Origin of the sequence: Streptomyces longhuiensis (genome assembly GCF_020616555.1) — a bacterium.
In the GTDB taxonomy this organism is placed as follows: Bacteria; Actinomycetota; Actinomycetes; order Streptomycetales; family Streptomycetaceae; genus Streptomyces; species Streptomyces longhuiensis.
Genome location: NZ_CP085173.1, coordinates 1,352,886 through 1,379,086, shown reverse-complemented (window position 1 = coordinate 1,379,086; position 26,201 = coordinate 1,352,886). Strand labels below are relative to the sequence as shown.

The following is a 26,201-nucleotide window of genomic DNA, read 5'->3' as shown; positions in this document are numbered from 1 at the left end:
TCCCGAGGGCGACCGTCTGACCGGCCGGGTGAATCGAATGACTACCTTCCTGGGGCGGAAGCATCCGGGGAGGAAATTCTCCCCCTCACCCGGCGCGCGGCCGGTGCGAGACTGGTGGTCATGACCCGCGACGCACACCTCAATGAGCTGGGTGAGTTCCTCAAGGCCCGGCGCGCAGAGCTCAGCCCCCGCACGGTCGGGCTGCCCGAAAGAGGTGGGCCGCGGCGCGTGGCGGGGCTGCGCAGGGAAGAGGTCGCGCAGCTGGCCTCGATCAGCACCGACTACTACACCCGCCTGGAGCAGGGGCGCATACAGGCGTCGGCGCCCGTCCTCGGCACGCTGGCGCGCGTCCTGCACCTCGACGACGATCAGCGCGACTACCTGTTCGGGCTGGCGGGGAAGAGCCCCGGTCGGACCCGGACGCGCACGCGGCAGAAGGTCCAGCCGCAATTGCAGCGCCTTCTGGACGACCTGAATGCCACCCCGGCCGTTGTGATGGGCCGGCGTATGGACGTTCTCGCGTGGAATGCGCTCGCTGCCGCACTGGTCACGGATTTCGGCCGGATCCCGGAGAAGCAGCGCAATTACGTCCGGATCATTTTCACCGACCCGGCGATGAGGACCTTGTACGCGGACTGGGAGACGGTCGCGCGTACCAGTGTTGCGCAGCTGCGCATGGAAGCCGCCAAGTATCCCGACGATCCGCGGCTGACGGCTCTGGTCGGTGAACTGTCGGTGCAGGACCCGCACTTCCGTCAGTGGTGGGCCGCCCATCACGTCGCCACGCTGCGGGTGGGGACCAAGGTGCTCCACCATCCCGTCGCCGGTGACCTCACGCTCGACTGGGACACCCTGACGGCGAGCACCGACCCCGACCAGCAACTCGTGGTCTGGACTGCCGAGGTCGGCACGCCCAGCCATGACGGATTGCGCATTCTCGCGTCCTGGGCGGCGGATCACCCGGAGGCCGCCTCGGAACGGGCGCGCTGACGGGCGCCCGCCGCCGGGTCAGTCCAGCACTCCGAGCACCCCGTCGGGGTCGCAGTGCGGGCAGGCCGGTACCTGTTCCCACAGCGCGCGGCGCGCTTGGTCGTTCGTGACGCCTCGCGACCGCTTGCCCGCCATGTGGCAGCCGCCGACGTGCACGTACACAGGGGCGCGTCCGCCGAGCCCCATCTCGATCAGCCAGTCGGGGGCCGGTGGCCGGTCCCGTTCGCCGCGCTGCTTCTCGGCCTCCTGCTGCTCCGCCTCCGCGATCTTGCGGCGCACCCTGTCCAGGGACAGCACGAGCCATGTCTCCAGCGTGCGGAGCCTTGGCAGGTCGGGTGGCAGTTCGGACATGTGTTCGAGTCTACGACGGTTTCCGGCCAGGCGGTGCGCCCGGTAAATGGCCCATGCGCAAGGCCAAGAATTGCCCCACAAGGATGGGCCGCCATGCGCGTACCGTCCATGACATGCCGAACCTGCTGCCGCCCGCCGGCCCTCAACGCACCCTCGCCCTGGCCCAGTTGAGCAACTCGCTCGGCGACGGCGCCTACTACGTCACCTCGGCGCTCTACTTCGCTCACGTCGTCGGCCTCGCGCCCGCCAGGATCGGCCTCGGCCTCACCGTCGCCTGGGCGGTCGGCTCGGTCGTCGGGGTGCCGCTCGGCAGGATCGCGGACCGCCGGGGCCCGCGCGGAACGGCGGTGCTGCTCGCTCTCGCGACCGGCGCCGCGGTCGCCTCCTTCCTGGCCGTACGCGATTTCCTCCCCTTCCTCGTGGCCGCCTGCCTCTACGCGAGCGCGCAGTCGGGGCTCGCGGCCGCACGTCAGGCGCTGCTCGCCGGTCTCGTGGCCAAGGAGGACCGCACGGGCGCGCTCGCCCACCTGCAGTCGACACTCAACGCGGGTCTGGCGGTGGGCGCGGCACTCGGCGGCCTCGCACTGTCCGCCGGGACGAGGTCGGCGTATCTCGCGGTCTTCGCGATCGACGCCCTGAGCTTCGTCCTCTGCGCGCTCGTCCTGCTGCGGCTCCCGGCCGTCGCGCCGGCGCCGGCCGTCCGGGGAGCGAAGCTCGAAGTGCTGCGGGACCGGCCCTACGCCGCCGTGACACTCCTCAACACCGTCCTTCTCCTGCGGATGCCGCTGCTCAGCCTCGGGCTCCCGCTGTGGATCAACGAGCGCACCGACGCCCCCACATGGCTCGTCTCCGCGCTCTTCATCCTCAACACCGGTGCCGTGATGCTCTTCCAGGTCCGCACGGCCCGCTCGGTCAGCGGCCTCCCGACGGCGGCCCGCGCCATCCGCCGGTCGGGCGTGCTCATGCTGCTGGCCTGTGCTGTCTTCGCCGCCTCGGCCGCCGGCTCGGTCTGGGCGGCCGTTGCGGCCCTGGTCGTGGGATCGGTGCTCCTGGTCGCCGCCGAGATGCTCCAGTCGGCCGGATCCTGGCAGCTCGGCTTCGACCTCGCCCCGGCCGGACGCATCGGCGAGTACCAGGGCTTCTTCGGTACGGGCGTCACCGTCGCCCGCACGCTGGGCCCGCTACTGCTCACCGCGCTGCTGCTGGGGATGGGCACGACGGGATGGCTGCTGCTCGGCGGCCTGGTCCTGGCGGCGTCGTGCGCGCTCGGGCCGGTGGCGCGGTGGGCGGCGAAAACGCGCCAAGATCCGGCGCCCGTACAGATCGCGGCCTCGACGGCGTGACCTCGACGCTGCTCACGGGTAGGCCCACGTCGTCCGGCGCGGCAGGCGTGACCGGCGCTCCGTCACCGCACAGTCTCCCGAACGCTCTCCCGAAAGGAGACCGGCCCAACCATGACCGAACTCGACTCGCCGATCCCGCGGTTCCACCTGGCCATGCCCGTGGACGACCTGGCCGCCGCCCGGCACTTCTACGGTGAGGTACTCGGCCTCGAGCAGGGCCGCAGCGCCGACACCTGGGTGGACTGGAATCTCCACGGCCACCAGTTCGTCACCCACCTCGCGCCCACCCGCGCCCAGCACGTCCACAACCCTGTCGACGGACACGACGTGCCCGTACCGCACTTCGGCCTGATCCTCGCGATCCCCGCGTTCCAGGAGCTCGCCGAGCGGCTCCGCGCCGCGGGCACGAAGTTCGTCATCGACCCCTACGTACGCTTCGCGGGCGAGCCCGGCGAGCAGTGGACGATGTTCCTGCTCGACCCGGCGGGCAACGCCCTGGAGTTCAAGGCGTTCGCCGACGACTCGCAGGTCTTCGCCACCTGAGAGCGCTATGAGCCTGAGCCGTCACCCGCCTTCGCCTTCACGTCCGCCTCGACGTCGTTCCTGGCGAGGCCTTCGTCCTTGGCGTACTCGGTGACGGCCTCCTGGACGTCGCGGGCCAGGTCGCGCCAGGCACGCCAGGCCGTCTCGTACGTCTGGGTCTGGGACTCGCTCCGCGGCTCGAGCCCCGGCGGTCCGTAGCCGTCCCGCAGTCTCAGGACCTCGTGGTGTGCCGCGTTCGCGGCCTGCTGTCTCTCGACGAGTTCGTCGAAGGTGTGTGCCACGCAGCGGATCCTAGGTCGCCGTGAAGGCGATCCGGGTCAGCGCTCGCGCGGGTGACACGAATGCCGGAGAGGTGTGGGCGAAACGGGTCAGGGGCGGCGCCGTCCGGCGCCGCCCCCGACCCATCCGGCGAGAGCCCTCAGGACTGGGGGCGCTTGCCGTGGTTCGCGGCGTGCTTGCGGCGGGCCTTCTTCTTGCGGCGTCGCTTCGAGGACATTGCTACCTCCCAGGTGTCGCTTCTCTTCGGTCCTGCCTGGATGAGCGCGCCCACCCAGACGATCATCAGGCCGCCTACCCAGGGGCGCGACCGGTAATGACGTGGCCCATGCCACCACTCCCGCCCCCGATCGGCCGGGCGGCGCGCCGCTGCGGCGATCCGCGCTGTGGGCCGTCCTCTCCCTCGCCCACGTTCCCTAAGATGCATGCACATTTGCCTAAAGCTATTAGGCATATGCATACTCGCTTTAGTTGATTGGGGTGCAGGTGATGGTGCGCGTAGGGCTGACCAGGGAACGCCTGATCCGGGCGGGTGCCGAGCTGGCCGACGAGGTCGGGTTCGACAAGGTGACCGTCTCGGCGCTCGCGAGACAGTTCGACGTCAAGGTCGCGAGCCTGTACTCGCACCTGAAGAACTCCCAGGAACTCAAGACCGGGATCGCGCTGCTCGCCCTGGAGGAACTCGCCGACCGGGGAGCGGCGGCGCTGGCCGGGCGCGCGGGCAAGGACGCCCTCGCCGCCTTCGCGAACGTCTACCGGGATTACGCCAGGGAACACCCCGGTCGCTACGCGGCGGCCCAGTTGCGGCTCGACCCGGAGACCGCGGCCGCCAGCGCCGGCGTCAGGCATGCCCAGATGACGCGGGCGATCCTGCGGGGCTACGACCTCACGGAGCCGGACCAGACCCACGCGGTCCGACTCCTGGGCAGCGTCTTCCACGGCTACGTGAGCTTGGAGATGCAGGGAGGGTTCAGCCACAGCGCACCCGACTCGCAGGAGAGCTGGTCGCGGATCCTCGACTCGCTCGACGCCACGCTGCGGAACTGGCCCGCACCCTGACCGCGGCCCCGCGCCGACCGCGGACGCATCGGGGACGGCGGAACGACTCCAGCCACTCAAGCATATTGATCAACAGGTTGAGGCAATGCACATGAACGACAACTGGACGACCACTCGCGTCACCGCGGACCTCGTGCGGGGTGCGTACGAGGTGGAGCACACCGAGCACGGCCTGCTCCCGCACCGGCTGCCCGCGCGGGCCCGCGCACAGGGCTCCGACGCGCAACTGGCCATGGCGGAGGCCCAGCCCTCCGGCGTACGACTGGTGTTCCGCACCCGGGCCACCGTCATCGAGCTGGACGCGCTGCGCACCAAGATGGCCTACAAGGGCGCTCCGCCCCGTCCCGACGGCGTGTACGACCTGCTGGTCGACGGCCGCCTGGCCGCGCAGGCCGGCGTCACCGGCGGCAACGTGCAGACGATCGACATGACCACCGGCACCAGGGAGACCAGGCCCGGCCCCGTCGGGACCGTGCGATTCATCGGGCTGCCCGACAGCATGAAGGACGTCGAGATCTGGCTGCCGTACAACGAGATCACCGAGCTGGTCGCCCTGCGCACCGACGCTCCCGTCGAGTCCGCGCCGGACAGCGGGCGCAAGGTGTGGCTGCACCACGGCAGTTCGATCAGTCACGGCTCGGACGCGGCGAGTCCCAGCACGACCTGGCCGGCGCTGGCCGCCTCCCTCGGTGGGGTGGAGCTGGTGAACCTCGGTCTGGGCGGCAGTGCCCTGCTCGACCCGTTCACCGCGCGTGCCCTGCGGGACACCCCCGCGGACTTGATCAGCGTCAAGATCGGCATCAACATCGTCAATGCCGACCTGATGCGCCTGCGCGCGTTCGCTCCGGCGGTGCACGGCTTCCTCGACACGATCCGTGAGGGGCACCCGACCGTGCCACTGCTGGTCGTGTCGCCGATCTACTGCGCCATCCACGAGGACACTCCGGGCCCCAGCATCCCGGACTTCAGCAACCTCAGTGCGGGCCGGCTCCAGTTCGTGGCCGCCGGTGACCCGGCGGAGCGGGTGGCGGGGAAGCTGACGCTCAACGTCATCCGGGACGAGCTGGCACGCGTCGTGAAGCAGCGGGCGGCGGAGGACCCGCACCTGTACTACCTCGACGGCCGCGACCTCTACGGCGAGGCGGACTTCGCCGAGCTGCCGCTGCCCGACCAGCTCCACCCGGACGCCGCCACCCACCGGCGCATGGGCGACCGCTTCAACACCCTGGCCTTCGGCACGGACGGGCCGCTCGCCCTCCCGGCGGGCGACGGCGCCTGAGGCTCATCCCTGCAGACGGGGGAGCGGCGTCACCTCTGGCGCGCGGAGTCGAGCCTCTGTTCCGTCAGGCGCATCGCGACGCGTACCGCCGCGACCGCGCCTACGGACAGGGCGACGGCGAACCCCGTCATCGTCGCCTCGACGCTCGTGTGCCGGATGATCACGCTGAGCAGGATCGCGGGCAGTCCCATGCCCAGATAGGCGATCGTGAAGAAGACGGCGAGAACGCCTGCCCGTGACGCGGGCACCGCGAGGGCGCCGGCCCACCCGATGCCGCTCTTGAACAGCAGCCCGGCGCCCGCTCCGGCCACTGACACGGCGGAGAGGAAGAGCGGCAGCGTGGGGAAGTAGAGGGACAGTGCGACCAGGCCGAGGCCGAGCGGGAACACCACCGCGCCCGTCGCCGCGAGCCGGCGTGACGGGAGAGCCCCGAGGGCGAGCTGGCCGAGGGCCGAGGCGGCGAACATCAGCGTCGGGGCGAGGCCGCCGATGATGTGCGAGTCGATGCCCAGCTTCGTGCGGACCACGATGGCACCCAGGGCGCTGATGACGCCGAGCAGAGCGAACGCGAAGGTGCCGAGGGCCGAGGCCGCGGCGAAGGCGGCTCCCGTTCCGTGGCGGAGCGCGAAGCGCGGGGGCCGGTCGTCGCCGGCGCCGGCCCGGGCGCTGCGGTCCACCGTCTCCGGCGTGGCCAGCACCAGGACCAGGCTGACCGACAGCGCGACGGCGAACACGGCCTGAGTGGTCGTCAGCGGATCCGGCGCCCACTGCGCGATGAGTCCGGCCGTCAACGGGCCGAGCGCGAGACCGCCGAGGTTGGCTGCCGCGGCGACCGCACCGGGCACGGCGGAGCCGGGGCGGTCCGGGTGTTCCTGCTGGTACAGGTCGTGCAGATACATGGTGGCGGTGGAGGCCATGAGGCCCACGCCGACGCCGTTGAGGAAGCGGCCGACGAGCAGACCGGGCAGCTCGGGCCAGATCAGGTAGACCAGTGCGGCGACGATCGCGACGGCCAGCGCCGGGACGACGATGCGGCGCCGACCCAGCCGGTCCGAGAGGTGGCCGAGGGTGAGGAAACCGGCGGTGGCGCCGACGATCATCATCGCGAACGCCACCGTGACGGTCGTCGTGCCGAACCCGTCACGGGCCTGGTACATCGGCCACAGCGGCGTGGGTTCCGTGCCGAAGGCCATGAGAACGGTGAAGGCCACAGCCGCGAACCAGAAGCCGACACCATGGCCCACGGCGGCCCGCCGTTGCCGGCGCGCCACGGGGGCGCCGTGCCGCTGCGGTCGAAGGGCGGTCGGCGAAGGGGACGGGCCCACAGTCGGCGCGGTGGGCGGAGCACTGGGAGCGGACATGAGATTCCCCCTCTGACGGTCGTCGGCGCCATGTGCTGGTGCGCCGACGACCAGGGTGCGTTCCGGGGGGTATTACGTCCAACGATCTTCCATGCTGGTCATCATCAGAATGACTGATGATGGATCCATGGAACTGCGTCACCTCGAATACTTCGTCGCGGTCGCCGAGGAGCTGAGCTTCACCGGAGCGGCCCGGCGCCTGCACGTCGTCCAGTCCGGAGTCTCGGCCACCATCCGTGACCTGGAGCGCGAGGTGGGGGCCGCACTGTTCGACCGTTCCCCGCAGCGGGTCGAGCTGACGGGCGCGGGCGCGGCCCTCCTCCCCGAGGCGCTGGCCACCCTCGACGCCGCCCGGGGGGCGCTCGACGCCGTACGGGCCAGCCGGGGAGTCGTGCGCGGCACCCTGCACATCGGATACCTCACGGCGGTCCGGCTGCTGGATCTGCCCAGCCTGCTCGAGTCCTTCCACACCGAACATCCGGACGTGGCGCTGCGCCTGCGGGTGTCGCCGAGCGGGTCGGCAGGACTCGCCCGGAGCCTGCTCGCCGGGCGTCTCGACCTCGCGATCCTCTCCCTGCCCGGCGCCCCCGGGAGGCCACCGGCGGGGCTGACGCTGCGGCAGGTGGCCTCGGTGCCGATGGTCCTGGTCGTCCCGGCGGGCCACCGTCTCGCGGCGCGGGATGCCGTCTCGCTCGCCGATCTCGCCGACGAACAGTTCATCGACTTCCCCGTCGGCTACGGCAATCGGGATCTGATCGACCGGGCCTTCGCCACCACCGGCATCGAGCGCCGCGTAGCGCTCGAAGTGACCGACATCAGTGCGGCCTCCGCCTTCGTCCGCCATCGCCTGGGCATTGCTTTCCTGCCCGAGTTCGCGGCGCTGCCCGACGAGGCGGGGGTGCGCGTACTGAGCCTGCTGGACGCACCCCTGCGCTTCGACCTCCATGTCGCCACGGCCACCGCCCGCCGGCCGAGCGCGGCACTGGAAGCGCTGCTTCAGCATGTGGAGCGGCTGCTGTAGGCGGCGGGGAGAGGGCCTGCGGCCTGTGGCCAAGCCGAGCGCTCGCTGAGGGGGAGGGCGATGCGACAGCTGCACGAATGATCATTGTGGTGGCGGTGACCTGGGTTGCTCTGACGGCACTGGTCCTGGCGCCGTCGGCGCTTCCGGCTTCGTGGCAGTACTACCTCTACTCGCCTGCGAGCGTCGGCCTGTGGGCACTCGCCATGTTGTTCGGATCCGTGATCACGGTCTTCGTGAAGTGGAACTGGATCAGGCACGGCTGACCGGGCGGGCGACATTTCAGCCATTGCGTCGGCGGGCGGTTGATACAGCAATTCCACAACCGATGCCCATGGTTTGACGGTCCGTATGCATAATGCTCGGCATGAAGAAGTTGATCTCCGCGGCCCGGGCCCGGTCGGCCCGGGCGCGTCCGCGTCCGCACCCGGACCCCTGACCAGGGGCTGACCGAATCTGGCCGGACAATCGGCGAGCCGCGGGGGGCTCGCGACTCTCTTAGACGTGGAGACAGTTAATCGATGCGCCCCCGGACGCTGTTGCGGGCCTTGCTGACGGAGCGGGGCTGCGGCCACTTCGCTACGTTCGAAGAAGAGTTCACCCGGTCCGCCCAGCTCGCAGCCGCGAAGCTGAACCGCCCCGACCTGGCGACGGTGACCGCCTCCCAGGCCACCTGGAAGCGCTGGCTCTCCGGCGACCAGGTACCCCGCAGTGACGCCGGCGCTGTCCTCGAGTTCATGCTCGGCGTCGACGTCGAGACGCTGCTGCGGCCCGCGGTGGAACGCGGCGTCGTGCTGCCGCAGATCGCACCCAGCGCCGCGCGCGACGCGGCGCGCCTCCTGAACGCCATGTTCGACACGTCCTACCTGGACCCCATGGGCCGGGCGTCCGGCATGGAGGGAGTGTGGCACCTGGACGGTCAGCGGTTCTTCGACGGAACCTCCGTCGCCGTCCAGCTCTACGAGGCCGACGAGCAGGACGGCCGCGTGGTCATCGGAGCCCACCATCACGCGCATGTACGGGCCTTCACGCGGGCCACCCGCCGCGCGCTGGTCCTCGGCACACTCGGTGACGACGGCCTGTATGCCATCGATGCCGCCCACGCCCGCCGTCAATTAGCGGTCACCGCCGAGACGCTGCCGATATCGACCCCGTACAAGATCGACGACCTCACCTACGGGCTGCTGTGGGCGATGCTGAACCTCGACGACAGCCTGCTGGCCAACGACCATGTGCTGCACGCCGAACAGCAGACTTTGGAACCCCTGTGGGCGCAGCGGCGTTCAGCGGTCGCGCGGTCCGCCGTGCCGGATCTGACCAACGTCGGCAGTGCCTGGCTCGGCATGTACTTCTGTGCCGAGCACATCATCCGGCGCCTCGACGAGGGCAGCTCGCCGCCGGTCTTCTGGAGCCCGGTGCGGACGGGGGAGGAGGCCGCGGTGTGGCTGTTCTTCGCGTCGTGGACGCAGTTCCGCCACGCGCTCCAGGAGCGACTCGCCGACGGTGGAGCCGCTCCCGAGCGGGTGTTCTGCATCCCGGCGACGGACGCCGGGGCGAGCCAGCGCTACGAGCGGATCCTGCTGTGGCTGGCCGTGGCGATGATGGAACGCGACGGGCAGACGATCTCGGTGTGCGCCGAGCCGGAGTACAAGCGCATCGACGGCTTCGTGCTCGTGCCCGGACGCCGGGTCATCTCCGCCAACTGGCTCGGCTCCGAAGGCATCTGGCACGTCGACACCACCGACAGTCTGGCCGAGGTCAGTGCCTACGCCCAGGTCGTCGACCACGCTCGCAGCCAGAGCGTCACCAAGGGCGACAGCTCGGAGGAGCGGCTGCGGTCGCTCGCCCACCATCTCGACCTCGACTGGGGCTGGCTGGTGCGGCGCTGCCGAGAGCTGGGCGCGTACGGCATCGCGGGGATGCTGCGCCCGCGCAGCCGCCTCATCTCCGTCGAGGAACTCGAACGAGTACTGCGCTTCGCGGGCGAGTTCGACGACTGAGGGTGACGGTGGCGTCGGGGGACCGGGCCCGCGATCGGGCCCGGTCTGGCCGCCGGGGCGGGCAGGGTCGTTTGCGGGTCGTTGGGCGTGTGCCCCGGGCCCGGGGGAGTGGTGCCGCATCGGGCTACCCGGTGGTAGGTGGGCCGGGCGGGTGTCGGTCTCACACCTGGAAGAGGGAAACGACCCCGGAACGACCCTGGTTTCCCGTAGCTCCGCCCGGGCCGGACCGACAGAGTTGATGTTCGTCGCGGAGGCCGTTTTGCCACGCGACAGCCACCCTGGACAAGATGCACGCGAGTCACAACGAGCCTCCGTCGCAAGGAGGTTCGGACGACCGCGGGCGCGGCCGACACGTACAAGGACGTCGGCGCGCCGGCGCTGCCCCCCGCTCGTCTTGAGGACGCCTATGTCTCACTACTCGTCGGACGCCACCGCATCCGGCGCCCACCGCAGCGGCCGGAGAGCCGGCAAGGCCGCTTCGGCCGACCTGAGGACCGAGCGTGGCCTGCGCCAACGCACCACGATGCTCGGCATGGCCCCCGCCGGAACGGTGGCCGTCCTCGCGGGCGGAGCGTTCGCCGTCTCCGCGGCGGGGGCCTCCGGACCGCTGGTGTGGGGCGCGGGGGTCTCGGCCGGGGTGTGCTGTGCGGCGGTCCTCGCCGTCGCACGGCGGGCCGCGCACAGCACCGCTGACGCGCTCACCCGCCAGCGGGCCGAGAACGACGCGGCGGTCGGTGAGTGGATCAAGCATCTGACGTCGCTCGCCGCCGAAGGGCACCAGAGCGTCGCCCGGACCGCTGAGCAACTGCGCAGCGGCGACCGCCCCGACGCTCCCGTGCCTGTCCCCGAGACGGCCGCGACGCATGCGTTCGGCGCGCTGGAGCAGCACCTGAGGCACTTCCAGCACACTGCGCAGACCGCCGTGATCCACGCGGGCACACGCCAGCAGGTGGACGCCTTCGTCAACATCGCCCGGCGGCTGCAGCTCCTTGTGACGCGCGCGCTGAAGCAACTCGACGACGCCGAGCGGGTCGTCGAGGACCCCGAGCACCTCGACCGGCTCTACACCATCGACCACCTCGTCACCCGCGTGCACCGTGCGGTGGAGAGCCTCGCGGTCCTCGGCGGCGCCGTGCCCCGCCACTTCAGCTCCCCGGTCCCGCTCGCGACGGTGCTGCGCCAGGCCGTCGCGGAGATCGAGCACTACCCCCGTGTCCGCGTGCTGCCGCCGCCGTCCGGCTACGAGGTCCTCGGCCACTCCGCCGTCGAGATCATCCACCTCATCGCCGAACTCGCCGAGAACGCCACCAAGTTCTCGCCGCCCCACACGCAGGTGATGATCCGCGCCCAGATGGCCGCGTCCGGCATGGTCGTGGAGATCGAGGACCGCGGCCTCGGCATGCCTGCCGAGGTGCGGGACGAGATGAACCGCCTCCTGGCCCAGCCCGAACTCTTCGACGTCGACAAGCAGTTGCAGGACGGTCGCACCGGCCTGTTCGTGGTCGCGAAGATAGCCAGGCGGCGAGGTCTCGCCGTACAGCTCCAGGAGAACCTCTACGGAGGTGTCCAAGCGGTGCTGATCCTTTCGCACTCGGTGCTCAGCGAGTCCCGCGCCGGGCAGAAGGCGGCGGCGCAGAAGCCCGCGGCTCCGACGGCCCCCGCCGAGCCGGAGCCGGCCCGCGAGCCCGCCCCGGTCGCGAGCCGCCGGGCGCAGCCGTTGCCCGCAGCCGTGGACCCCGCACGGCCGCACGCACCCCGGGAGGCCACGGCCGTGACCACGCAGCCGCGCCTTCCCCAGCGGCAAGTGCCCGCCGCGCCCGCCGCCCCCGCCGCCGCGCCGACCGAGGACCCCACAGGGCGCCCGGTCCTGGCCCAGCGGAACAAGGAACGCCGCTCACACCTCTCCCCCCAGCTGCGCGAGCAGGGGCCGGCCGCCGACCCCGGCGACGGCGAGTCGATCGACGCAGGCCTGCTTGCCCGCTTCACCGCGGGACTTCAGCGGGCCGAGCAGGACGACGGGGCCACCCCCGGATCCCCGGTGGCACCCACTCAGCGCTATGACTCCCAGGAGTACCGATGACCCAGCCATCATTCGACCAGGACCTGGACTGGCTGCTCGCCGACCTCGCCGCCAGGGTGCCCGCCGTGACAGGCGCGGTCCTGGCCTCCAGCGACGGCGTGATGCGGCACAGCCACGGTCTCGGCTACGACGACGCGGACCGGCTGAGCGCGATCACCACCGGCATGTGCTCGCTCGGCGGCGGTCTCGGCACCATCCAGCGGGCCTTCGGCGGGGTCGAGCAGGTCATCGTGCAGGGCGAGGGCGGCTACCTGTTCGTCTCCCGGGCCGGCGTGAACGGCGTGCTCGGCGTGCTGACCGACAAGAGCGCGGACGTCGGCATGGTCGGCTACGAGATCGCGATGCTCGTGAAGAGCGTCAGGGGCCATCTCGGCACGCCCGCGCGCACCGCACCGGGGCCCTCCGGCGCTCTGGTCGACTAACGGTGCCGGACTTCACCGACGAGCCCTGGCTGGCCGAGGACACCGCTCAGCTGCGGCTCTACGCGCTGACCGGTGGCCGCACCCGCCCGGCCCGTGCCCTGGGACTCGTGTCCCGGGTACGGGCTGCCCCCGGCCTCGCCCCCTCGACCGTGGACAGGCTCGGCCCCGAGAGCGCCCAGGTGCTCGAACTGTGCGGCCGGGAACCGCGGTCGGTCGCCGAGATCGCCGGCCGGCTGGGGGTCCCCGTACAGGTCACCAAGATCCTTCTGTCCGATCTGCTCGACTCCCACGTACTCGTTCCCGCGCTTCCCCCGCGAGAGGCGGACGGAAGCGACCCACTCCTCCTGGAGGCGGCACTTGAAGGCCTTCGAAGCCTCTGACGACATCCCCCTGACCGCGCTGAAGATACTCATCGCCGGCGGGTTCGGCGTGGGCAAGACCACGATGGTCGCCACGGTCAGCGAGATCGAACCGCTGACCACGGAGGAGATCCTCACCACGGCCAGCGCGGCCACCGACAGCCTGGTCGGCGTGGAGAACAAGACCACCACGACCGTGAGCATGGACTTCGGCCGCATCACCCTGTGGCGCCAGCAGTTGCAGCTCCTGCTGTTCGGTACCCCCGGTCAGGACCGCTTCTGGTTCATGTGGGACGACCTGGCCCTCGGCTCCATCGGCGCGGTCGTCCTCGCCGACACCCGCCGCCTCGACGACTGCTTCAGCGCCGTCGAGTTCTTCGAGGACCGCGGCGTGCCCTTCGTCGTGGCCGTCAACGAGTTCGACACCGCCCACCGCTACACGGCGGAGGAGGTGCAGTCCGCGATCGAGCTGAACCCCGACGTCCCCGTCATCATGTTCGACGCGCGCGCCCCGTTCTCCACCCAGCAGGTCCTGATCAGGCTCGTCGAGTACGCGCTCACGCTGTCGCTGCGCTCCTCGCCGGCGTCCGAGCCCGCACTCGAGCCGCCCGCCCCCACCCCTTCACCTTCGTTGCCCTCCGCCTCCGCCGCCTCCTTCGACGGGAACCCTCACCGTGCCCTTTGACGCAGAGACGGGGCTGCACATCGCAGCCCCCGACACCGAACTCGACGCGCGCGTCGAACGCCTCGCCCAGCTCGGCCTGGGCGAGGCGGCCGCCGACCTCGACGCCCTCGCCTCGGAACTCGCCGAGGCGGCGGGCACGCCGTACGCGATGGTCAACCTCATCACCGACCAGCAGTTCTTCGCCGGGCTGCACACGCCGCAGGGCCTGCCCAACACCCTTGGCCCGCACGACGCGACGGGCGGGCCCGAGGTCGGCCGCGTGATGGCCCGTGACCACGGCTACTGCCCCGAGGTCATCAGCCGCCGCATCCCGCTCGTCCTGCCCGACGTGTACGCGGCGCCCCGGTTCGCCGGCAACCCGGTGGTCGACGAACTGGGCATCCGTGTGTACCTCGGGGCGCCGCTCATCGACGAGGAGACCGGCATCGCGCTCGGCACCGTCTGCGCGGTGGGCACCGAGCCCCGCGCCCTGGCGACGGCGCGCGGCTCCCTCGACCTGATCAAGAGGTTCCGCGACCAGGCCATGCTGCGCATCTACGAGCGTGCCGGGCAGCCCCGCCTCTGACGTCGCTACACGGCCGCCGCTTCGGGAACGCGCGGAGCGGCGAGCCGGCTCGACCAGTCGCTGAGGGACGTGCCGAGCGCGACCTCCGCCAGCCGGTACAGCTGGATGTCGGACGTGCCGGCCGGGGCGTACATGTGCGAGGCGTCGCGGGCGAACCGCTCGACGGGCCGGTCGGGGAACAGGCCGCACGCGGCATGGATCTCCATGGCGGCCCGCGCCGAGTCGATGGCGGACTCCACGTTGAGGTACTTGGCGTTCATCAGCTCCGCGTCGCAGGCGATCCCCGAGTCCAGCAGATGCACGGCGTGATAGGCGGCCAGACGGGCGGTCATCAGGCGTGACTGCATCTCGCCCAGCTTCTGACGGATCGTGGGCAGCGCGCTGAGCGGCTTGCCGTAGCGCAGCTGCTCCGACGTGTAGCGGGTCGTCTCCTCCAGCAGCGCCTGATGGATGCCGAGCGACACGGCGGTCAGGTTCGGCCGGCCATAGAGCACGCTGGAGGAGTACGCCACATCGAGGCCCTGCCCCTCGTGGCCCAGCAGGTTCTCGGCGGGGACGCGGCACTCGTCGTAACGGATCTCGCCGAAGCTGAATCCGTGCAGGCCCATCGCGGGCTGGTGCGGGGCCAGCGAGAATCCGGGGCGGTCGGACTCCACGAGGAACGCGGACAGGCCGGTGGATCCCTCGCCGGTGCGCACCACCACGCCGTGCAGGTCGCCGACGTGGCTGTTGCCGACGAAGACCTTGCGCCCGTTGAGGACGTACTCGTCCCCCTCGCGCCGCGCCGTCGACTCCATGCCGAGTACATGCCCGCCGGACTGGGGCTCGGTCACCGCGATCGTGGGCAGGCAGTTGCCGGCCGCGACAGCGGGCAGCCATTTCAGCTTCTGCCGTTCGTCGCCGAAGTGGATGATCTTGGCGACGCCCAACTGCGAGGCCTGCACCATGGCGCCCATCGCGCCGCTGACGCGCGAGAGTTCCTCGATGATGATCGTCTTCGCCAGATGGCCCATGCCCATGCCGCCGTAGCCCTGGTCGATGGTGACACCGAGCCAGCCCTCCTTGGCGATGAGCCGGGACAGTTCGTGCTCGACGGCCCGTGATGCCTCCATGTCCGCTATCCGGGGAGCCACCTTCGCCTCGGCGAAGGCGCGGACCTCGGCCCGCAGTATCTCGTGACGCTCCGTCATGAAGTAGCCGTCCATCTGTAACCCTTCCTTACACGCAGGCCGCTTGGATCCCGGTCCCGCCCCGCGGGCACGTGGCCGGGCCGGCCATCTGGTGGACATACGAAAACGAGGAACAGGAAGACGTGGTGTTCGCGCGCGGTCGATCGGGGCCCGGCCCACCGCGCCAGGCGGCGAAGCCCTGCTGGGACCCTCCGGTCAGGAGGTGAATCGCGCGTTCGCTGATGGGTGGCGGATCGCGGCCGTCCGCCGCCGACACTTCATCCGGAGCACCTCCGCGACAGGAGGGACCGGGCGGGAGCGGGCGGGGGCGTGCCTGTGCGCTCGGCGCGGACATTCGCGTCGACGGCGCGCACCTGGATCACGTATCGCCTCACTTCGCTCCTGTGGTCGGACCGGCACGTTCGACGGACACACCGTGTGACCGCTGCCGGAACAGTCGGACGGTCCCGCTCCTGAGTGCGTCGCTGCACCTCAGAGAAGGACCTGTCTCTACGGTGACGATCTACCGGCCGGTTTTCACTACATGCCCGGGGTCGTTTGAGGGTCGTTCTTTACGAGTGGACGCGGACATGCCGCTTCCGGATCGCGGTGACGGGAGCGGACGGGCTGCACGTACCGCTGTCCCGACCCCTGGTTCGCAGCACGGAATCTCCACCTCTGCGGGGCGGGTCCTTGGATGTTCAACCAAGACCCATATCGCTCTCGCGCTCTGGCATTTACGATGCGATGACTCGCACTCGCCTGGCGAATGTGAGAAACGGGATGCCGCTTTCCTGCGTCCCCGGGTACACAGGGAGTCAGAGCACATGCACATCGAACATCTCCTGAGGGACGAGTCGCTCGGCCTGCGCTTGCTCTGGGCCGACGAACCGCACCTGCGGCAGGAGATCAGCGGCGTGACCGTCACCGACCTCGAGGACCCGGCCCGCTTCGTGCGGCCGGCCGAGGTCGTGCTCAGCGGCCTGGTGTGGTGGACGCAGCGGAGCGGGCGGGCCAAGGCGGACCGGTTCGTCTCCGCGCTGCGCACGGCCGGGGCGGCCGTGCTTCTCGCGGGGGAGGAGACGCACGGCGCCGTCCCGGACGACCTCGTCGAAGCATGCCGCCGCCACGGACTCCCCGTCGCGGCCGTCCCGGCGCACATCATGTTCCGCGCCATCACGGACACGGTGTACCTCCAGCAGTGGGGCGAGCTCAGCCGCCACCACGCCCTGCCCGAGAACGTGCGCACCACGCTGAGTCGGCTCCTGGCGCAGGAGGCGGACCCGGCCGCGATCGTCGACGCCGCGTTCGCCCACCTCGACCGGCCCGTCGCCTACGTCCTCACACCGACGGGACGCACCGTGGCCGCCACCGCCGCCTCGCCCGATCTCCCGACGCGGGACGCCGCCACCCTGATCGCGACAGGCACGTCCCCCGCACAGAGGAACAGCCACAACTCCTCAGGAATCAAAGCCGGTCCCGCGCTCGGCCGGGTGTCCGTCACCGTGCCCGTCCAGGCCGACACCGACACGGTCTCGCCCTACGAGCGCTGGCATCTGCACGTGCCCGACGCCGACGACGCCCCGCCGCGCATGCTGCACGAGATCGCGGAGGTCCTCGGCCGATGCCAGGAAATCCGGGCCCGCCGCCGGGCCGACGGGGACCGCGCGGTGCGCGAACTCGGCACGCTGCTCACCGCGCCCGACACCGACAGGGCGGTGCTCGAAGCCGCGCTGCGCGGTTGCGGGCTACCCGCCGAGGGCCCGTACCGCGTGGTCGTCGCCGAAGTCGGCTCGGGTTTCGAGGACTCGGCGCAGGGCGCGCTGACCGAGGCGGCCGCACATCTCCCGCACACCGGCGCCGCGGCGGGCCGGCTCCCCGACGGCACCGCGTTCGCCCTCATCGCAGGGGCGGACGCCGTGAGCGAAGCGCTGGCCGACATATGGCCGTTGCTCGCGGCCACCGAGCCGTCCGACCCGCTGCACGCGGGCATCGCCACCCCGGCCGCCGAGCCCCGGAACCTGAACGGCGCGCTGGCCGAGGCCCGTTACGCCCTGACCTCGGCCCGCACCACCACGCCCGGCGCCTCGCGGCTGACCGACGCGGCCTCGCTCACCGGCCTGGAAACACTGCTCACCGGCGTACCCGCCGAGGTGCGCGCCGCGTTCAGCCGCACCGTGCTGGGCCCCTTGCTCGACGAGACCAACGCGTCCGCGTCCGCGCTGCTGCAGACCCTGGAGACCTTCCTCGCCTGCGACGGCTCATGGGCGCGTACGGCGGAGGCACTGCACCTGCACGTCAACACCGTCCACTACCGCATCCAGCGCATCGAGCACTTCACCGGCCGTGACCTCTCCCGGCTCTACGACCGCGCCGACCTCCGGGCCGCGCTGCTGAGCCGTGAGACCCCGGCTAGGAACGGTCGACGTGCACGCTCGTCGACTTCACACGAGCGGTGACGGTGACCCCGACGGCGAGGCCCAACTCCTCGACGGCCTCACGCGTCACCATCGACACCATCCGGTGCGGCCCGGCCTGGATCTCCACCTGCGCCACGACGTCGTCGGCCTTGAGCGCCGTCACGATCCCGGTGAACGAGTTGCGCACCGACGTGCGCGGCGCCTCTGCCACGCCCCGATCGGCTTCCGCGGCCCGGCTCTTGGCGAACCGCGCGAGACCGACACCGTCGATCACACGGTTCCCCGTCCCGTCCCGCCCCATCGTCAGGCGGCCGCTGTCGGCCCACCGGCGCACGGTCTCCCCGCTCACCCCGAGCAGGCGCGCGGCCTGGCCAATGCTGTACGACGACACATCGGAACCTTAGCCGTGCCGGGTGCCGGGCTCTCCATGGGGAGGCGGCTCACCGGTGGGGCTTGGCGCGGACGTGCATCCGTTCCCCCTGACGCCCGAAGAGGCTGAGGAGTTCGACGGGCCGGCCGTCCGCGCTGCTGAACCAGTGCGGGACCCGGGTGTCGAACTCGGCGGCCTCGCCCGGTCCGAGGACCAGATCGTGCTCGGCGAGCACGAGCCGCAGCCGGCCGTCCAGCACATACAGCCACTCGTAGCCCTCGTGCGTACGGAGATCCGGCTCGCAGCCCCGGTCGGCGATGACCATCTTGTACGCCTGAAGGGGGCCGGGCGACCGCGTCAGGGGGACGAACGTGCCGCCGCTCGGCATCGGGCGTGGCGTCAGCCGGACGCGGGGATCCCCCACCTCGGGAGCGCCGACCAGCTCGTCCAGAGGCACACCGTACGCACCGGCCAGCGGCAGCAGCAGCTCGAGGCTCGGGCGGCGCTGCCCGGACTCGAGGCGGGAAAGGGTGCTCTTGGAGATGCCGGTGACTTCCGAGAGCGCCGCCAGGGTGAGACCGCGCCGGTCGCGCAGCCGTCTCAGCCGCGGGGCCACCTCGTCGAGGACCGCTTGATAGGGCACCGGTTCGTTCACGTCATTCGTGTCGTCCGTGTCGTCCGTGTCGGCCACGTCATCCACCTTCTCCATGCGGGCATCTCACCCGGCTGTCCCGGAAATGGCAACACAGATTGCCGTTCATGCGCGACGGGTGCACTCTCCTGGCCATGAGCACACACAGCAATCCCGCGCAGAGCCACGGACACGAGAACGGGCATCACGGTCACGGGCATGACCACGGTTCCGACAGCACCGAGATCGACTGGGAGGCCATGGCCGACACGTTGGAGAACAACGGCGACCTGCATCTCCCGGTCCTGCGGCAGACGGCCGCCCGGCTCGCTGACCTGCTCGGCCCGGACAAGGAGGTCCGCCGCATCCTCGACATCGGCAGCGGCCCGGGCGTGATGACCTGTGCGCTCGCCGAGGCCTTCCCGGACGCCGAAGTCGTCGCGGTGGACGGCGCGCCCGCACTCCTCGACCGCGCTCTGGCCCGAGCCGGGCGTCTCGGACTCGGCGACAGGGTGGCGATCCGGCACGCGGAGCTGCCCGGCGACCTGGAGGTCGGCGACGGGCGCGCGGGCGGCGGTCTCGGCGAGGCCGATCTGATCTGGAGCAGCAAGGCCGTGCACCACATCGGTGATCAGCAGGGGGTGCTGGACGCGCTCGCCGGAGCACTGCGGCCCGGCGGCATGCTCGCGGTCGCCGAGGGCGGGCTGCCGATGCGCTGCCTCCCCCGCGACATCGGTATCGGCAAGCCGGGTTTCCAGGCGCGGCTCGACGCCCTCCAGGAGTACTGGTTCGAGCGGATGCGCTCCGAGCTGCCGGGCAGCACGAGCACGGTCGAGGACTGGCCCGCGATGCTCGGCGAGGCGGGACTCACGGACGTCGGCAGCTTCACGTACCTGCTCGACCTGCCGGCGCCCCTGGGGGAGACGGCCCGCACGTTTCTGCACAACCAACTGACCCGGCTGCGCGACGTGATGAGCGAGTCCCTGGACGCCGACGACCGCAAGACGCTCGACATCCTGCTCGACGACGCGGCGCCGGAGGGCATCCTGCGGCGCCCCGACGCGTTCGTGCTCTCGGCCACCACCGTCTTCGCGGGTGTGCGCCGGGCGTCCTGACGGCCGGACGACGGGGTGCTCCGTCTGCGTGGAACGTGAGGGCTCGTTTGTGTGATGCGCCTGTGTGGCTGGCGTGATCCGTGTTCCCGGCTGTGCTTACCGTGGCCTCTCGTCGAGGGTTGGAGCGCGCATGCCCGAGCAGGAACTTGAAGTGGAGACACGGCGGGAACCGTCCGTGCCGTTGGGTGTCGGGGTGCGGCGGGCCACGCTGGACGACGGTCGCGTGGTGACCATCGTGTGCGAGGCGGGGCTGCCCCAGAACGAGGTGAACGCCATCGCCGCCCGCGTGGCCGAGTCGAGCCTGAGACGTTGACACGTCGACGCCGCAACGCCCCCGCGCTTCCGGCGCGAGGGCGTTGCGACGTGCCCGGCAGAGGCACGTGAGCATGAGGCTCGTGAGCACGCGGAGATGTACCCATAGCCGCCCCCGCCCCCGCCTGCGCGGTGCGCCATCTGGAGCAGGACGCGACCGGCGGTTCACCGCGCGCGAGGAGGGAGCCGCGCCGGGCCGGAATCCGGCTGGTGGTCGTGGGGGGTTCTCACCACCATGGGGTGATGACGAGGATCCGTGAGGCTTCCCCCGGTGACATCGACGCCATGGTCCGTCTGAGCGGCATGGTTCAGCGGCTGCACGCACGGCACCGGCCGGACCTGTTCGTCGCCGAGCCTTCGCAGGCAGGGATGACGGAGCGCTTCCGGGGCTGGTTGAGGGACGAGGCCGCGACCCTCCTGGTCGCCGAGTCGGACGAGGGTGAAGTGGTGGCCTACACGTTCTGCCGCGTCGAGCGACGTGAGGCATCCGTGATCACCCTGCCCGCCGCGGTGGTCTCCATGGAACACCTGGCCGTGGACCCCGCCGCCGCTCGGAGCGGGGTCGGTGCGGCGCTGGTGGAAGCCGTCCGTGAAGTGGGACGCCGAGCCGGATGCCGGCGCCTGGTCGCGAGCGTATGGGAGTTCAACGTCGCGGCACGGCCGTTCTACGAGGCCATCGGGCTGCGGCCGATGCAGGTGCGGATGGACCAGCCCCTGTAGGGCGTCCGCGGCGGGACAGGGCCGGTGCCTCACGTCACCCGAGCAGGGCGGTGGGGCGGGACGCGAGCCACCTCTGGACGGCGAGCGCGACGGTGTCGTCGAGGGCGCTGAGCGCGTCGATGGCCTCCATGTCGTCGGGGTGAGGCGGGATCCCGGCGGTGGTAAGCGTGGCGTTCAGGCTGAGGCGGTGCCGGTCCCGGGAGGTCAGGCACGTGGGGGCCGGCGGAGCCAGGTCCAGGCGCTGCGCCGGGTCGGGCAGCGGGAGCAGGAAGTCGGCGCCCGTGTCCAGGTCGGGGGTCGGCAGGACGGTGGCAAAAGAGTTCATGGCACTTCCTCACGACGGTCGGACTGTGTCGGTCTGTGTCGGTCAGGAGGCTGCCGGGCCACCGGTTGGTTGCGTCCTGTCCGCCACAGCACCCGAACGCCGTAATCACCGCACAAAGGCGGACATCAACTGCCAATCGGAGAAGGCGCTTTCGCCGGAGCTCTCACCTGCGCTTTCACCTGCGTCGCCGCCTCCATTTCCGGCGATACGACGCATAGTTCGCGCACCTGTCGCATTGGCCAAAGCGTCCTTCCGCTCTTGTACGGATCCGACGTTGAGTGCGCGGTCCGGGTGCCGCAGCATCCCCCGCAGCCCCTCGCGATCCACCGCGGGGCGTAGGACATCCAGGAGGACGCATGCGCGTGACGGCCCGTCAACTGTGCCGCCGTAAGCCGCTGGAGAGCATGATCGGCGAGGCGGAGAGCGAGGCCTCGGGGCCGGGCGGTCTGCGGCGCAGTATGGGGCTGACGCAGCTGACCCTCCTCGGGATCAGTTCCGTCGTGGGCACCGGCATCTTCTTCGTGCTCGGCACCGCGGTCCCCAAGGCGGGACCGGGCGTGGTGCTCTCCTTCGTCGTCGCGGCGGTGGTCGCGGGACTCGCGGCGCTCTGTTACGTCGAACTGGCCGGCGCGATTCCGGTGGCGGGCAGTACGTACTCGTACACCTATGCCTCCCTCGGTGAGGGGGCGGCGTATCTGGTCGCCTGGTGTCTGATCCTCGAGTACGGCGTCGCGGTGTCCACCGTGGCCGTCAGCTGGGGGCAGTACCTCAACGAACTCACCGACGCGCTCTTCGGGTTCACGCTGCCCGACGCGATCAGCCAGCCGCCCGGGGCCGGGGGAGTGGTGAACATCCCGGCGCTCGTCGTGGTGCTGCTCTGTTCCCTGCTGCTGGCGCGCGGCACGCGCGAGTCCGCACGCCTCAACGCCGTCATGGTGTGCGTCAAGCTGAGCGTCCTCGTGCTGTTCGTCGCCGTGGCGTTCACCGCGTTCCGGGCCGGTCACTTCGCCGACTTCGCGCCGCACGGAGCGTCCGGCATCGGGGTCGCCGCCTCCGCCGTCTTCTTCTCCTACGTCGGCTTCGACACCGTCGCCACGGCGAGCGAGGAGGTCCGCGATCCGCGGCGCACCATCCCGCTCGCGCTGGTCCTGACGCTCGGCGCGGTCACGGTGCTGTACATCCTGGTGTCCCTGGCGGCGGTGGGCGCGCAGCCCGCCGGCCGGTTCGGTGCGCAGGCCGACGCGGGCGAGGCGGTCCTCGCCGAGATCCTGCGCGATGTCACGGGCGCGGGCTGGCCGGTCGTGCTGCTGTCGGCCGGTGCCGTGGTGTCGATCTTCAGCGTGGTGCTGGTGACCCTGTACGGGCAGACGCGCATCCTCTTCTCGATGGCCCGCGACGGGCTCGTCCCCGAGATCTTCCGCCGCGTCGACCGCAAGCGGCACACGCCCGTCGACAACACATGGATCGTGGGCGCCGGCGTCGGAGCGCTGGCCGCGTTCGTGCCGCTCCAGTACCTGGCCGACCTGACCAGCATGGGAACCCTCGTCGCGTTCGTGGCCGTGGCGGCGGCCGTGGTCGTCCTGCGCCGCATCGCCCCCGACGCGCCGCGGCCGTACAAGGTGCCCCTGTATCCCGTCGTGCCGATCGTGTCCGCGGCGTCCTGCCTCTACCTCGCGTGGCTGCTGCCGGGCATCACGTGGGCGCTCTTCGGCGGGTGGCTGGTGCTCGCGGCGGCGCTCTACCTGGTGTTCGGCCGTCGCCACTCCGCCCTGCGCGAGCGGGCCTCGGCCCACGAGCACGGGGAAGCCGACGTCTCGACTACCGCTGCGCGAGCCTGAGTTCGAGCCAGGCGGCAAGCCGCACCTCGCGGTCGTCGAGGTCGAGGCCGAAGAGTTCGCGTACGCGCCGCAGCCGGTAGCGCAGGGTGTTGGGATGCACCCGCAGACCGGCTGCGGCGCTCGCGACGTCGCCGGTCGCGTCCATCCAGGCCGTGACCGTCGCCGCGTAGTCGGTGCCCTGCTCCGCGTCGTGCGCCAGCAGCGCGGCGACCCCGGGCAGCCGCAGCCACGGCTCCCGGCGCAACTCGTCGGCGAGCCGGTTCAGCAGGACGACATGGCGTACGTCCTCCGCGGTGGCCGCGGGCGCGCCGCCCCCGTCGCCGTCGGTGGCCCGGAGAATGTCGTCCGCCTCGCGCCGCAGCGCACCGGCCCGCAGCAGATCCGGGTACGCCCGCGTCACCACGGCCCGCACCGGCGTACCGAGGGCAGCCCGTACGGTCCCCAGCGCACCGTCCGCGAACCTTCGCGCGGCGGCGGGTGAGAGCGAGGTCAGCAGCACGTACACCGCACGTGCCGACGCCGTCACCGTCGCCGACGGGAGATGCGCCGCGCAGTACCGGACCAGGGACGACTCCAGGTGGGCGATGAGGGCGCCGCCCTCGTCCGGGGCGAACGCGGCCAGGCACGCCTTCTCCCCCTGGCCGAGCCCGAGCCGCGCCGCCGCCTCGTCGGCCGGCGGCCCGTACCCCTCCAGGAGCGCGCGCAGGGTGTCCCGGCGCATGCGTTGCTCGGCCTCGGTCGCGTTCAGCGCGCGCAGCAGATGCGGGGCCGCCAGCCGCGCCGCGTCCCGCAATGCCGACTCGGCCTGCTCCGACAGGCCGCCCTCCGGCTCGATCGCCCACAGCGTCCCGAGCGGCAGAGTCCCCGCCCGCACCGCGACCGCCGCGCGCGCCAGTTCGTCGCGCGCTCGTGGGAACCGGACCACACCGTCGGCCGCGAGCACATCGCGGTACTGCTGCCGCTGGCCCGGGTCGTCGGGAACCCGCCGCTCCAGGATGCCGCGCTCGCGCAGACTGTCGATGCGCTGACCGGGGACGTTCGAGTAGGCGACGACATGCTGGTCCAGGTCCTCGACCGCGACCGAGCCACCCACGACGGCGGCCACCGCGTCGGCCAGCGAGAACAGTTCCTCGCTCCCGGCGGGGGCCGACGGGGACAGGTCACCCACTCCGTACGCCGCGAGCGCGCAGCCGATCTCCGCATCCACGTACCGCCACGGCACCGCGTCGCCGGCGGCAAGGACCGCCAGGGAGCACCGCTCGGCCTCGGCCGTCAGCCGATCCGCCTCCTGGCCACGGCATTTGACGACCACCCCCGCGTAACCCTCCGCCGCCGCGCGGCGCAGCACGGTGCCCGTACGTGGATCGGCCACGTCCGCCCCCACGAGCAGCAGCAGCGCCGACGGGGCCGCGGGCAGCGGGTCGCCAGGGTCGTGGATGACCGTGCCGCGCACGGAGACGTCGAGGCCACCGGGCGCTGTGAGTACGCGGAGGGGGCCGGCGGAGCCGACCAGGAAGCGCAAGGAACCCGCCGCCCGTCCGTCGGGGTTTGTCCGATCAGACAATGGGGGCCTCGATTCCTGGGGCGGGACGCCGGTGATGGCGATGGGGGGAGCCGTCAGGATAGGCCCATCGACCAGGGACAGGAGCCATCGCCCATGAGCGCCACGACCACCACCTCAGATATCGTCGGACTCTTCCCGAAGGGGACAGATCTCGCCCCGGACGGCGAGATCGTCGTCGGTGGGTGCCGCCTCGACGACCTCGCCGAGCGTTTCGGAACCCCGGCCGTCATCGTCGACGAAGGTGCTCTCAGGGCCCGCGCGCGCGAGTACACAGACGCCCTGAGTCGCCATTGGCCGAACGGACAAGTCGTCTTCGCGTCGAAGTCCTTCCCGTGCACCGCCGTCGTCCGTGTGATGGTCGAGGAGGGGCTCGGCGTGGACGTCGCCGGCGGCGGGGAACTCGTGGCCGCACTCGCCGCGGGCGCCGACCCGGCCCGGCTCGTCGTCCACGGCAACGCCAAGACCGACGAGGAACTCGGCATGGCGGTCGGCGCCGGAGCCGGCACGATCGTCATCGACAACTTCGACGACATCGACCGCCTGGAGAAGATCGTCACGGACGAGCAGCGCGTCCTGATCCGTGTCATCCCGGACGTCGAGGCCGACACCCACGAGGCGATGGCCACCGGCCACGCCGGTTCCAAGTTCGGCCTCTCCGTGCCCGACGCCGTGCGCGCAGCGGCCCGGATCCGCGCCAGTGACCGGCTCCACCTCGACGGCGTGCACGTCCACGTCGGCTCGCAGCTCCTCGACACCGCCCCGTTCGCCCGTGCCGTCGAGGCCATCGCCTCCCTCGGCGAGCTGGGCGAGCACGCCGTGTACGACCTGGGCGGCGGCCTGGGCGTCCGCTACACCTACGCGGACCGGGCGCCGACGGTCGACGAGTACGTACGGACCCTGACCGACGCCGCCCGCGCCCACCTCCCCGCGAACGCCCGGCTGATCATCGAGCCCGGGCGGTCCCTGGTCGCCGAGTCGGCGCTCACCCTCTACCGCGCGGTCACCGTCAAGCGGGGCCGTCCCCGCGCCCTCGTCGCCGTCGACGGCGGCATGGGCGACAACCTCGAACCGATGCTCTACGGCCAGCGCTTCGAGGCGACCGTCACCTCCCGCGTCGGTGGCGGCGAACCCTGCGACCTGGTCGGCCGCCACTGCGAGTCGGGCGACACCCTCATCCGTGACGTCCCGCTGCGGGCCCCGGCCGTCGGCGACCTGATCGCGGTACCGGTCACCGGCGCGTACTGCTACTCGATCTCCAACAACTACAACGGCGCCCGCCGACCCCCGGTCGTCTTCTGCCGTGACGGCGAGGCCCGCGCGGTGGTCCGCCGCGAGACGTACGAGGACCTGCTGCGCCGCGATCAGTGACGGGGTCCTGATAGGGGGTGGCGCCTGAGGGGGAGTGG

The 26,201-nt window shown here is 71.4% G+C and carries 28 protein-coding genes; 19 read left to right on the top strand and 9 right to left on the bottom strand.

Annotated elements, in window-relative coordinates; translation table 11 throughout:
* Nucleotides 1-120: 120 nt before the first annotated feature.
* A complete protein-coding gene (locus tag LGI35_RS06635) occupies nt 121-990 on the top strand; it encodes a helix-turn-helix domain-containing protein (protein WP_227292964.1) in 870 nt (289 codons plus the stop codon).
* Nucleotides 991-1,008: 18 nt separating this feature from the next.
* Here the strand turns inward: LGI35_RS06635 and LGI35_RS06630 are convergent, their stop codons facing one another.
* Nucleotides 1,009-1,341: a DUF6233 domain-containing protein gene (locus LGI35_RS06630; protein ID WP_227292963.1), complete on the bottom strand. Its 333-nt coding sequence runs from the start codon at nt 1,339-1,341 to the stop codon at nt 1,009-1,011.
* A gap of 113 nt (nt 1,342-1,454) precedes the next feature.
* Here LGI35_RS06630 and LGI35_RS06625 point away from each other — a divergent pair, with 113 nt between their 5' ends.
* Nucleotides 1,455-2,684 carry an MFS transporter gene (locus LGI35_RS06625; protein ID WP_227292962.1) on the top strand — a complete coding sequence of 410 codons (1,230 nt, stop codon included), beginning with the start codon at nt 1,455-1,457 and terminating at the stop codon, nt 2,682-2,684.
* Nucleotides 2,685-2,795: 111 nt separating this feature from the next.
* The gene (locus LGI35_RS06620; RefSeq protein WP_227292961.1) at nt 2,796-3,227 is read left to right on the top strand and encodes a VOC family protein; all 432 of its coding nucleotides are present in this window, start codon (nt 2,796-2,798) and stop codon (nt 3,225-3,227) included.
* Nucleotides 3,228-3,232: 5 nt separating this feature from the next.
* Here LGI35_RS06620 and LGI35_RS06615 read toward each other — a convergent pair whose 3' ends face one another.
* Both LGI35_RS06615 and LGI35_RS06610 read right to left on the bottom strand, forming a co-directional pair.
* Complete coding sequence (locus LGI35_RS06615; RefSeq protein ID WP_116500773.1) at nt 3,233-3,508, bottom strand: hypothetical protein; 276 nt, start codon at nt 3,506-3,508, stop codon at nt 3,233-3,235.
* A gap of 137 nt (nt 3,509-3,645) precedes the next feature.
* Nucleotides 3,646-3,789 (bottom strand): 50S ribosomal protein bL37, encoded by a 144-nt coding sequence (locus LGI35_RS06610; protein ID WP_227292960.1) that lies wholly within the window; start codon nt 3,787-3,789, stop codon nt 3,646-3,648.
* Between the two features lie 203 nt (nt 3,790-3,992).
* On the opposite strand from LGI35_RS06610, the gene LGI35_RS06605 reads away from it, so the two are divergent.
* Both LGI35_RS06605 and LGI35_RS06600 read left to right on the top strand, forming a co-directional pair.
* A complete protein-coding gene (locus tag LGI35_RS06605; RefSeq protein WP_227292959.1) occupies nt 3,993-4,562 on the top strand; it encodes a TetR/AcrR family transcriptional regulator in 570 nt (189 codons plus the stop codon).
* 85 nt (nt 4,563-4,647) lie between these two features.
* Entirely contained in the window at nt 4,648-5,841 is a 1,194-nt protein-coding gene (locus tag LGI35_RS06600; protein WP_227292958.1) for a GDSL-type esterase/lipase family protein, read from the top strand.
* 29 nt (nt 5,842-5,870) lie between these two features.
* Here LGI35_RS06600 and LGI35_RS06595 read toward each other — a convergent pair whose 3' ends face one another.
* Nucleotides 5,871-7,202 carry an MFS transporter gene (locus LGI35_RS06595; protein WP_227292957.1) on the bottom strand — a complete coding sequence of 444 codons (1,332 nt, stop codon included), beginning with the start codon at nt 7,200-7,202 and terminating at the stop codon, nt 5,871-5,873.
* Between the two features lie 127 nt (nt 7,203-7,329).
* Here LGI35_RS06595 and LGI35_RS06590 point away from each other — a divergent pair, with 127 nt between their 5' ends.
* From LGI35_RS06590 to LGI35_RS06555, 8 genes are all read left to right on the top strand, one after another.
* Nucleotides 7,330-8,223, top strand: a complete 894-nt coding sequence (locus tag LGI35_RS06590) for a LysR family transcriptional regulator (protein ID WP_227292956.1) — start codon at nt 7,330-7,332, stop codon at nt 8,221-8,223.
* Nucleotides 8,224-8,318: 95 nt separating this feature from the next.
* Complete coding sequence (locus LGI35_RS06585) at nt 8,319-8,486, top strand: hypothetical protein (RefSeq protein ID WP_227292955.1); 168 nt, start codon at nt 8,319-8,321, stop codon at nt 8,484-8,486.
* A gap of 255 nt (nt 8,487-8,741) precedes the next feature.
* On the top strand, nt 8,742-10,220 hold the full coding sequence (locus LGI35_RS06580) for a hypothetical protein (protein ID WP_227292954.1): 1,479 nt from the start codon (nt 8,742-8,744) through the stop codon (nt 10,218-10,220).
* Between the two features lie 406 nt (nt 10,221-10,626).
* Nucleotides 10,627-12,300, top strand: a complete 1,674-nt coding sequence (locus LGI35_RS06575) for a sensor histidine kinase (protein WP_227292953.1) — start codon at nt 10,627-10,629, stop codon at nt 12,298-12,300.
* Complete coding sequence (locus LGI35_RS06570; protein WP_116500781.1) at nt 12,297-12,722, top strand: roadblock/LC7 domain-containing protein; 426 nt, start codon at nt 12,297-12,299, stop codon at nt 12,720-12,722. Before LGI35_RS06575 ends, LGI35_RS06570 begins: the two co-directional genes overlap by 4 nt.
* 2 nt (nt 12,723-12,724) lie before the next feature.
* Entirely contained in the window at nt 12,725-13,102 is a 378-nt protein-coding gene (locus LGI35_RS06565; protein ID WP_116500782.1) for a DUF742 domain-containing protein, read from the top strand.
* On the top strand, nt 13,080-13,766 hold the full coding sequence (locus LGI35_RS06560) for a GTP-binding protein (protein ID WP_227292952.1): 687 nt from the start codon (nt 13,080-13,082) through the stop codon (nt 13,764-13,766). Before LGI35_RS06565 ends, LGI35_RS06560 begins: the two co-directional genes overlap by 23 nt.
* Nucleotides 13,756-14,331 (top strand): GAF domain-containing protein, encoded by a 576-nt coding sequence (locus LGI35_RS06555; RefSeq protein WP_227292951.1) that lies wholly within the window; start codon nt 13,756-13,758, stop codon nt 14,329-14,331. The genes LGI35_RS06560 and LGI35_RS06555 overlap by 11 nt, the downstream gene beginning before the upstream one ends.
* A gap of 5 nt (nt 14,332-14,336) precedes the next feature.
* Here LGI35_RS06555 and LGI35_RS06550 read toward each other — a convergent pair whose 3' ends face one another.
* Nucleotides 14,337-15,536 (bottom strand): acyl-CoA dehydrogenase family protein, encoded by a 1,200-nt coding sequence (locus LGI35_RS06550; protein WP_227292950.1) that lies wholly within the window; start codon nt 15,534-15,536, stop codon nt 14,337-14,339.
* Nucleotides 15,537-16,327: 791 nt separating this feature from the next.
* Here LGI35_RS06550 and LGI35_RS06545 point away from each other — a divergent pair.
* On the top strand, nt 16,328-17,959 hold the full coding sequence (locus LGI35_RS06545) for a PucR family transcriptional regulator (RefSeq protein WP_227292949.1): 1,632 nt from the start codon (nt 16,328-16,330) through the stop codon (nt 17,957-17,959).
* Here the strand turns inward: LGI35_RS06545 and LGI35_RS06540 are convergent.
* Together LGI35_RS06540 and LGI35_RS06535 are read right to left on the bottom strand one after the other, a co-directional pair.
* Nucleotides 17,913-18,311, bottom strand: coding sequence for a TOBE domain-containing protein (locus LGI35_RS06540; protein WP_227292948.1), 399 nt, complete (start codon nt 18,309-18,311; stop codon nt 17,913-17,915). The two genes, LGI35_RS06545 and LGI35_RS06540, sit on opposite strands and share 47 nt — an antisense overlap.
* 49 nt (nt 18,312-18,360) lie before the next feature.
* On the bottom strand, nt 18,361-18,999 hold the full coding sequence (locus LGI35_RS06535) for a helix-turn-helix domain-containing protein (RefSeq protein ID WP_227292947.1): 639 nt from the start codon (nt 18,997-18,999) through the stop codon (nt 18,361-18,363).
* 77 nt (nt 19,000-19,076) lie between these two features.
* Here LGI35_RS06535 and LGI35_RS06530 point away from each other — a divergent pair, with 77 nt between their 5' ends.
* The 3 genes from LGI35_RS06530 (at nt 19,077) to LGI35_RS06520 (ending at nt 21,068) form a co-directional block, all read left to right on the top strand.
* The gene (locus LGI35_RS06530; protein WP_227292946.1) at nt 19,077-20,036 is read left to right on the top strand and encodes a class I SAM-dependent methyltransferase; all 960 of its coding nucleotides are present in this window, start codon (nt 19,077-19,079) and stop codon (nt 20,034-20,036) included.
* Between the two features lie 130 nt (nt 20,037-20,166).
* The gene (locus LGI35_RS06525) at nt 20,167-20,349 is read left to right on the top strand and encodes a hypothetical protein (protein ID WP_133305482.1); all 183 of its coding nucleotides are present in this window, start codon (nt 20,167-20,169) and stop codon (nt 20,347-20,349) included.
* A 242-nt stretch (nt 20,350-20,591) separates the two neighbouring features.
* Complete coding sequence (locus LGI35_RS06520) at nt 20,592-21,068, top strand: GNAT family N-acetyltransferase (protein ID WP_227292945.1); 477 nt, start codon at nt 20,592-20,594, stop codon at nt 21,066-21,068.
* 34 nt (nt 21,069-21,102) lie between these two features.
* On the opposite strand, the gene LGI35_RS06515 is transcribed toward LGI35_RS06520, so the two are convergent.
* Nucleotides 21,103-21,393: a hypothetical protein gene (locus tag LGI35_RS06515; RefSeq protein ID WP_227292944.1), complete on the bottom strand. Its 291-nt coding sequence runs from the start codon at nt 21,391-21,393 to the stop codon at nt 21,103-21,105.
* A 356-nt stretch (nt 21,394-21,749) separates the two neighbouring features.
* On the opposite strand from LGI35_RS06515, the gene LGI35_RS06510 reads away from it, so the two are divergent.
* Nucleotides 21,750-23,231 (top strand): APC family permease, encoded by a 1,482-nt coding sequence (locus LGI35_RS06510; RefSeq protein WP_227292943.1) that lies wholly within the window; start codon nt 21,750-21,752, stop codon nt 23,229-23,231.
* On the opposite strand, the gene LGI35_RS06505 is transcribed toward LGI35_RS06510, so the two are convergent.
* Nucleotides 23,212-24,795 carry a PucR family transcriptional regulator gene (locus tag LGI35_RS06505; RefSeq protein WP_227292942.1) on the bottom strand — a complete coding sequence of 528 codons (1,584 nt, stop codon included), beginning with the start codon at nt 24,793-24,795 and terminating at the stop codon, nt 23,212-23,214. The two genes, LGI35_RS06510 and LGI35_RS06505, sit on opposite strands and share 20 nt — an antisense overlap.
* Nucleotides 24,796-24,888: 93 nt before the next feature.
* On the opposite strand from LGI35_RS06505, the gene lysA reads away from it, so the two are divergent.
* Nucleotides 24,889-26,163 carry a diaminopimelate decarboxylase gene (lysA, locus tag LGI35_RS06500; RefSeq protein WP_227292941.1) on the top strand — a complete coding sequence of 425 codons (1,275 nt, stop codon included), beginning with the start codon at nt 24,889-24,891 and terminating at the stop codon, nt 26,161-26,163.
* The last annotated feature ends 38 nt before the right edge of the window (nt 26,164-26,201 follow it).

Coding starts and splice junctions, on each gene's coding strand:
- LGI35_RS06635 (WP_227292964.1), top strand. CDS start 121: ATGACCCGCGACGCACACCTCAATGAGCTGGGTGAGTTCCTCAAGGCC.
- LGI35_RS06630 (WP_227292963.1), bottom strand. CDS start 1,341: ATGTCCGAACTGCCACCCGACCTGCCAAGGCTCCGCACGCTGGAGACA.
- LGI35_RS06625 (WP_227292962.1), top strand. CDS start 1,455: ATGCCGAACCTGCTGCCGCCCGCCGGCCCTCAACGCACCCTCGCCCTG.
- LGI35_RS06620 (WP_227292961.1), top strand. CDS start 2,796: ATGACCGAACTCGACTCGCCGATCCCGCGGTTCCACCTGGCCATGCCC.
- LGI35_RS06610 (WP_227292960.1), bottom strand. CDS start 3,789: ATGATCGTCTGGGTGGGCGCGCTCATCCAGGCAGGACCGAAGAGAAGC.
- LGI35_RS06605 (WP_227292959.1), top strand. CDS start 3,993: ATGGTGCGCGTAGGGCTGACCAGGGAACGCCTGATCCGGGCGGGTGCC.
- LGI35_RS06600 (WP_227292958.1), top strand. CDS start 4,648: ATGCACATGAACGACAACTGGACGACCACTCGCGTCACCGCGGACCTC.
- LGI35_RS06595 (WP_227292957.1), bottom strand. CDS start 7,202: ATGTCCGCTCCCAGTGCTCCGCCCACCGCGCCGACTGTGGGCCCGTCC.
- LGI35_RS06590 (WP_227292956.1), top strand. CDS start 7,330: ATGGAACTGCGTCACCTCGAATACTTCGTCGCGGTCGCCGAGGAGCTG.
- LGI35_RS06580 (WP_227292954.1), top strand. CDS start 8,742: ATGCGCCCCCGGACGCTGTTGCGGGCCTTGCTGACGGAGCGGGGCTGC.
- LGI35_RS06575 (WP_227292953.1), top strand. CDS start 10,627: ATGTCTCACTACTCGTCGGACGCCACCGCATCCGGCGCCCACCGCAGC.
- LGI35_RS06570 (WP_116500781.1), top strand. CDS start 12,297: ATGACCCAGCCATCATTCGACCAGGACCTGGACTGGCTGCTCGCCGAC.
- LGI35_RS06550 (WP_227292950.1), bottom strand. CDS start 15,536: ATGGACGGCTACTTCATGACGGAGCGTCACGAGATACTGCGGGCCGAG.
- LGI35_RS06545 (WP_227292949.1), top strand. CDS start 16,328: ATGCACATCGAACATCTCCTGAGGGACGAGTCGCTCGGCCTGCGCTTG.
- LGI35_RS06535 (WP_227292947.1), bottom strand. CDS start 18,999: ATGGAGAAGGTGGATGACGTGGCCGACACGGACGACACGGACGACACG.
- LGI35_RS06530 (WP_227292946.1), top strand. CDS start 19,077: ATGAGCACACACAGCAATCCCGCGCAGAGCCACGGACACGAGAACGGG.
- LGI35_RS06525 (WP_133305482.1), top strand. CDS start 20,167: ATGCCCGAGCAGGAACTTGAAGTGGAGACACGGCGGGAACCGTCCGTG.
- LGI35_RS06520 (WP_227292945.1), top strand. CDS start 20,592: ATGACGAGGATCCGTGAGGCTTCCCCCGGTGACATCGACGCCATGGTC.
- LGI35_RS06515 (WP_227292944.1), bottom strand. CDS start 21,393: ATGAACTCTTTTGCCACCGTCCTGCCGACCCCCGACCTGGACACGGGC.
- LGI35_RS06510 (WP_227292943.1), top strand. CDS start 21,750: ATGCGCGTGACGGCCCGTCAACTGTGCCGCCGTAAGCCGCTGGAGAGC.
- lysA (WP_227292941.1), top strand. CDS start 24,889: ATGAGCGCCACGACCACCACCTCAGATATCGTCGGACTCTTCCCGAAG.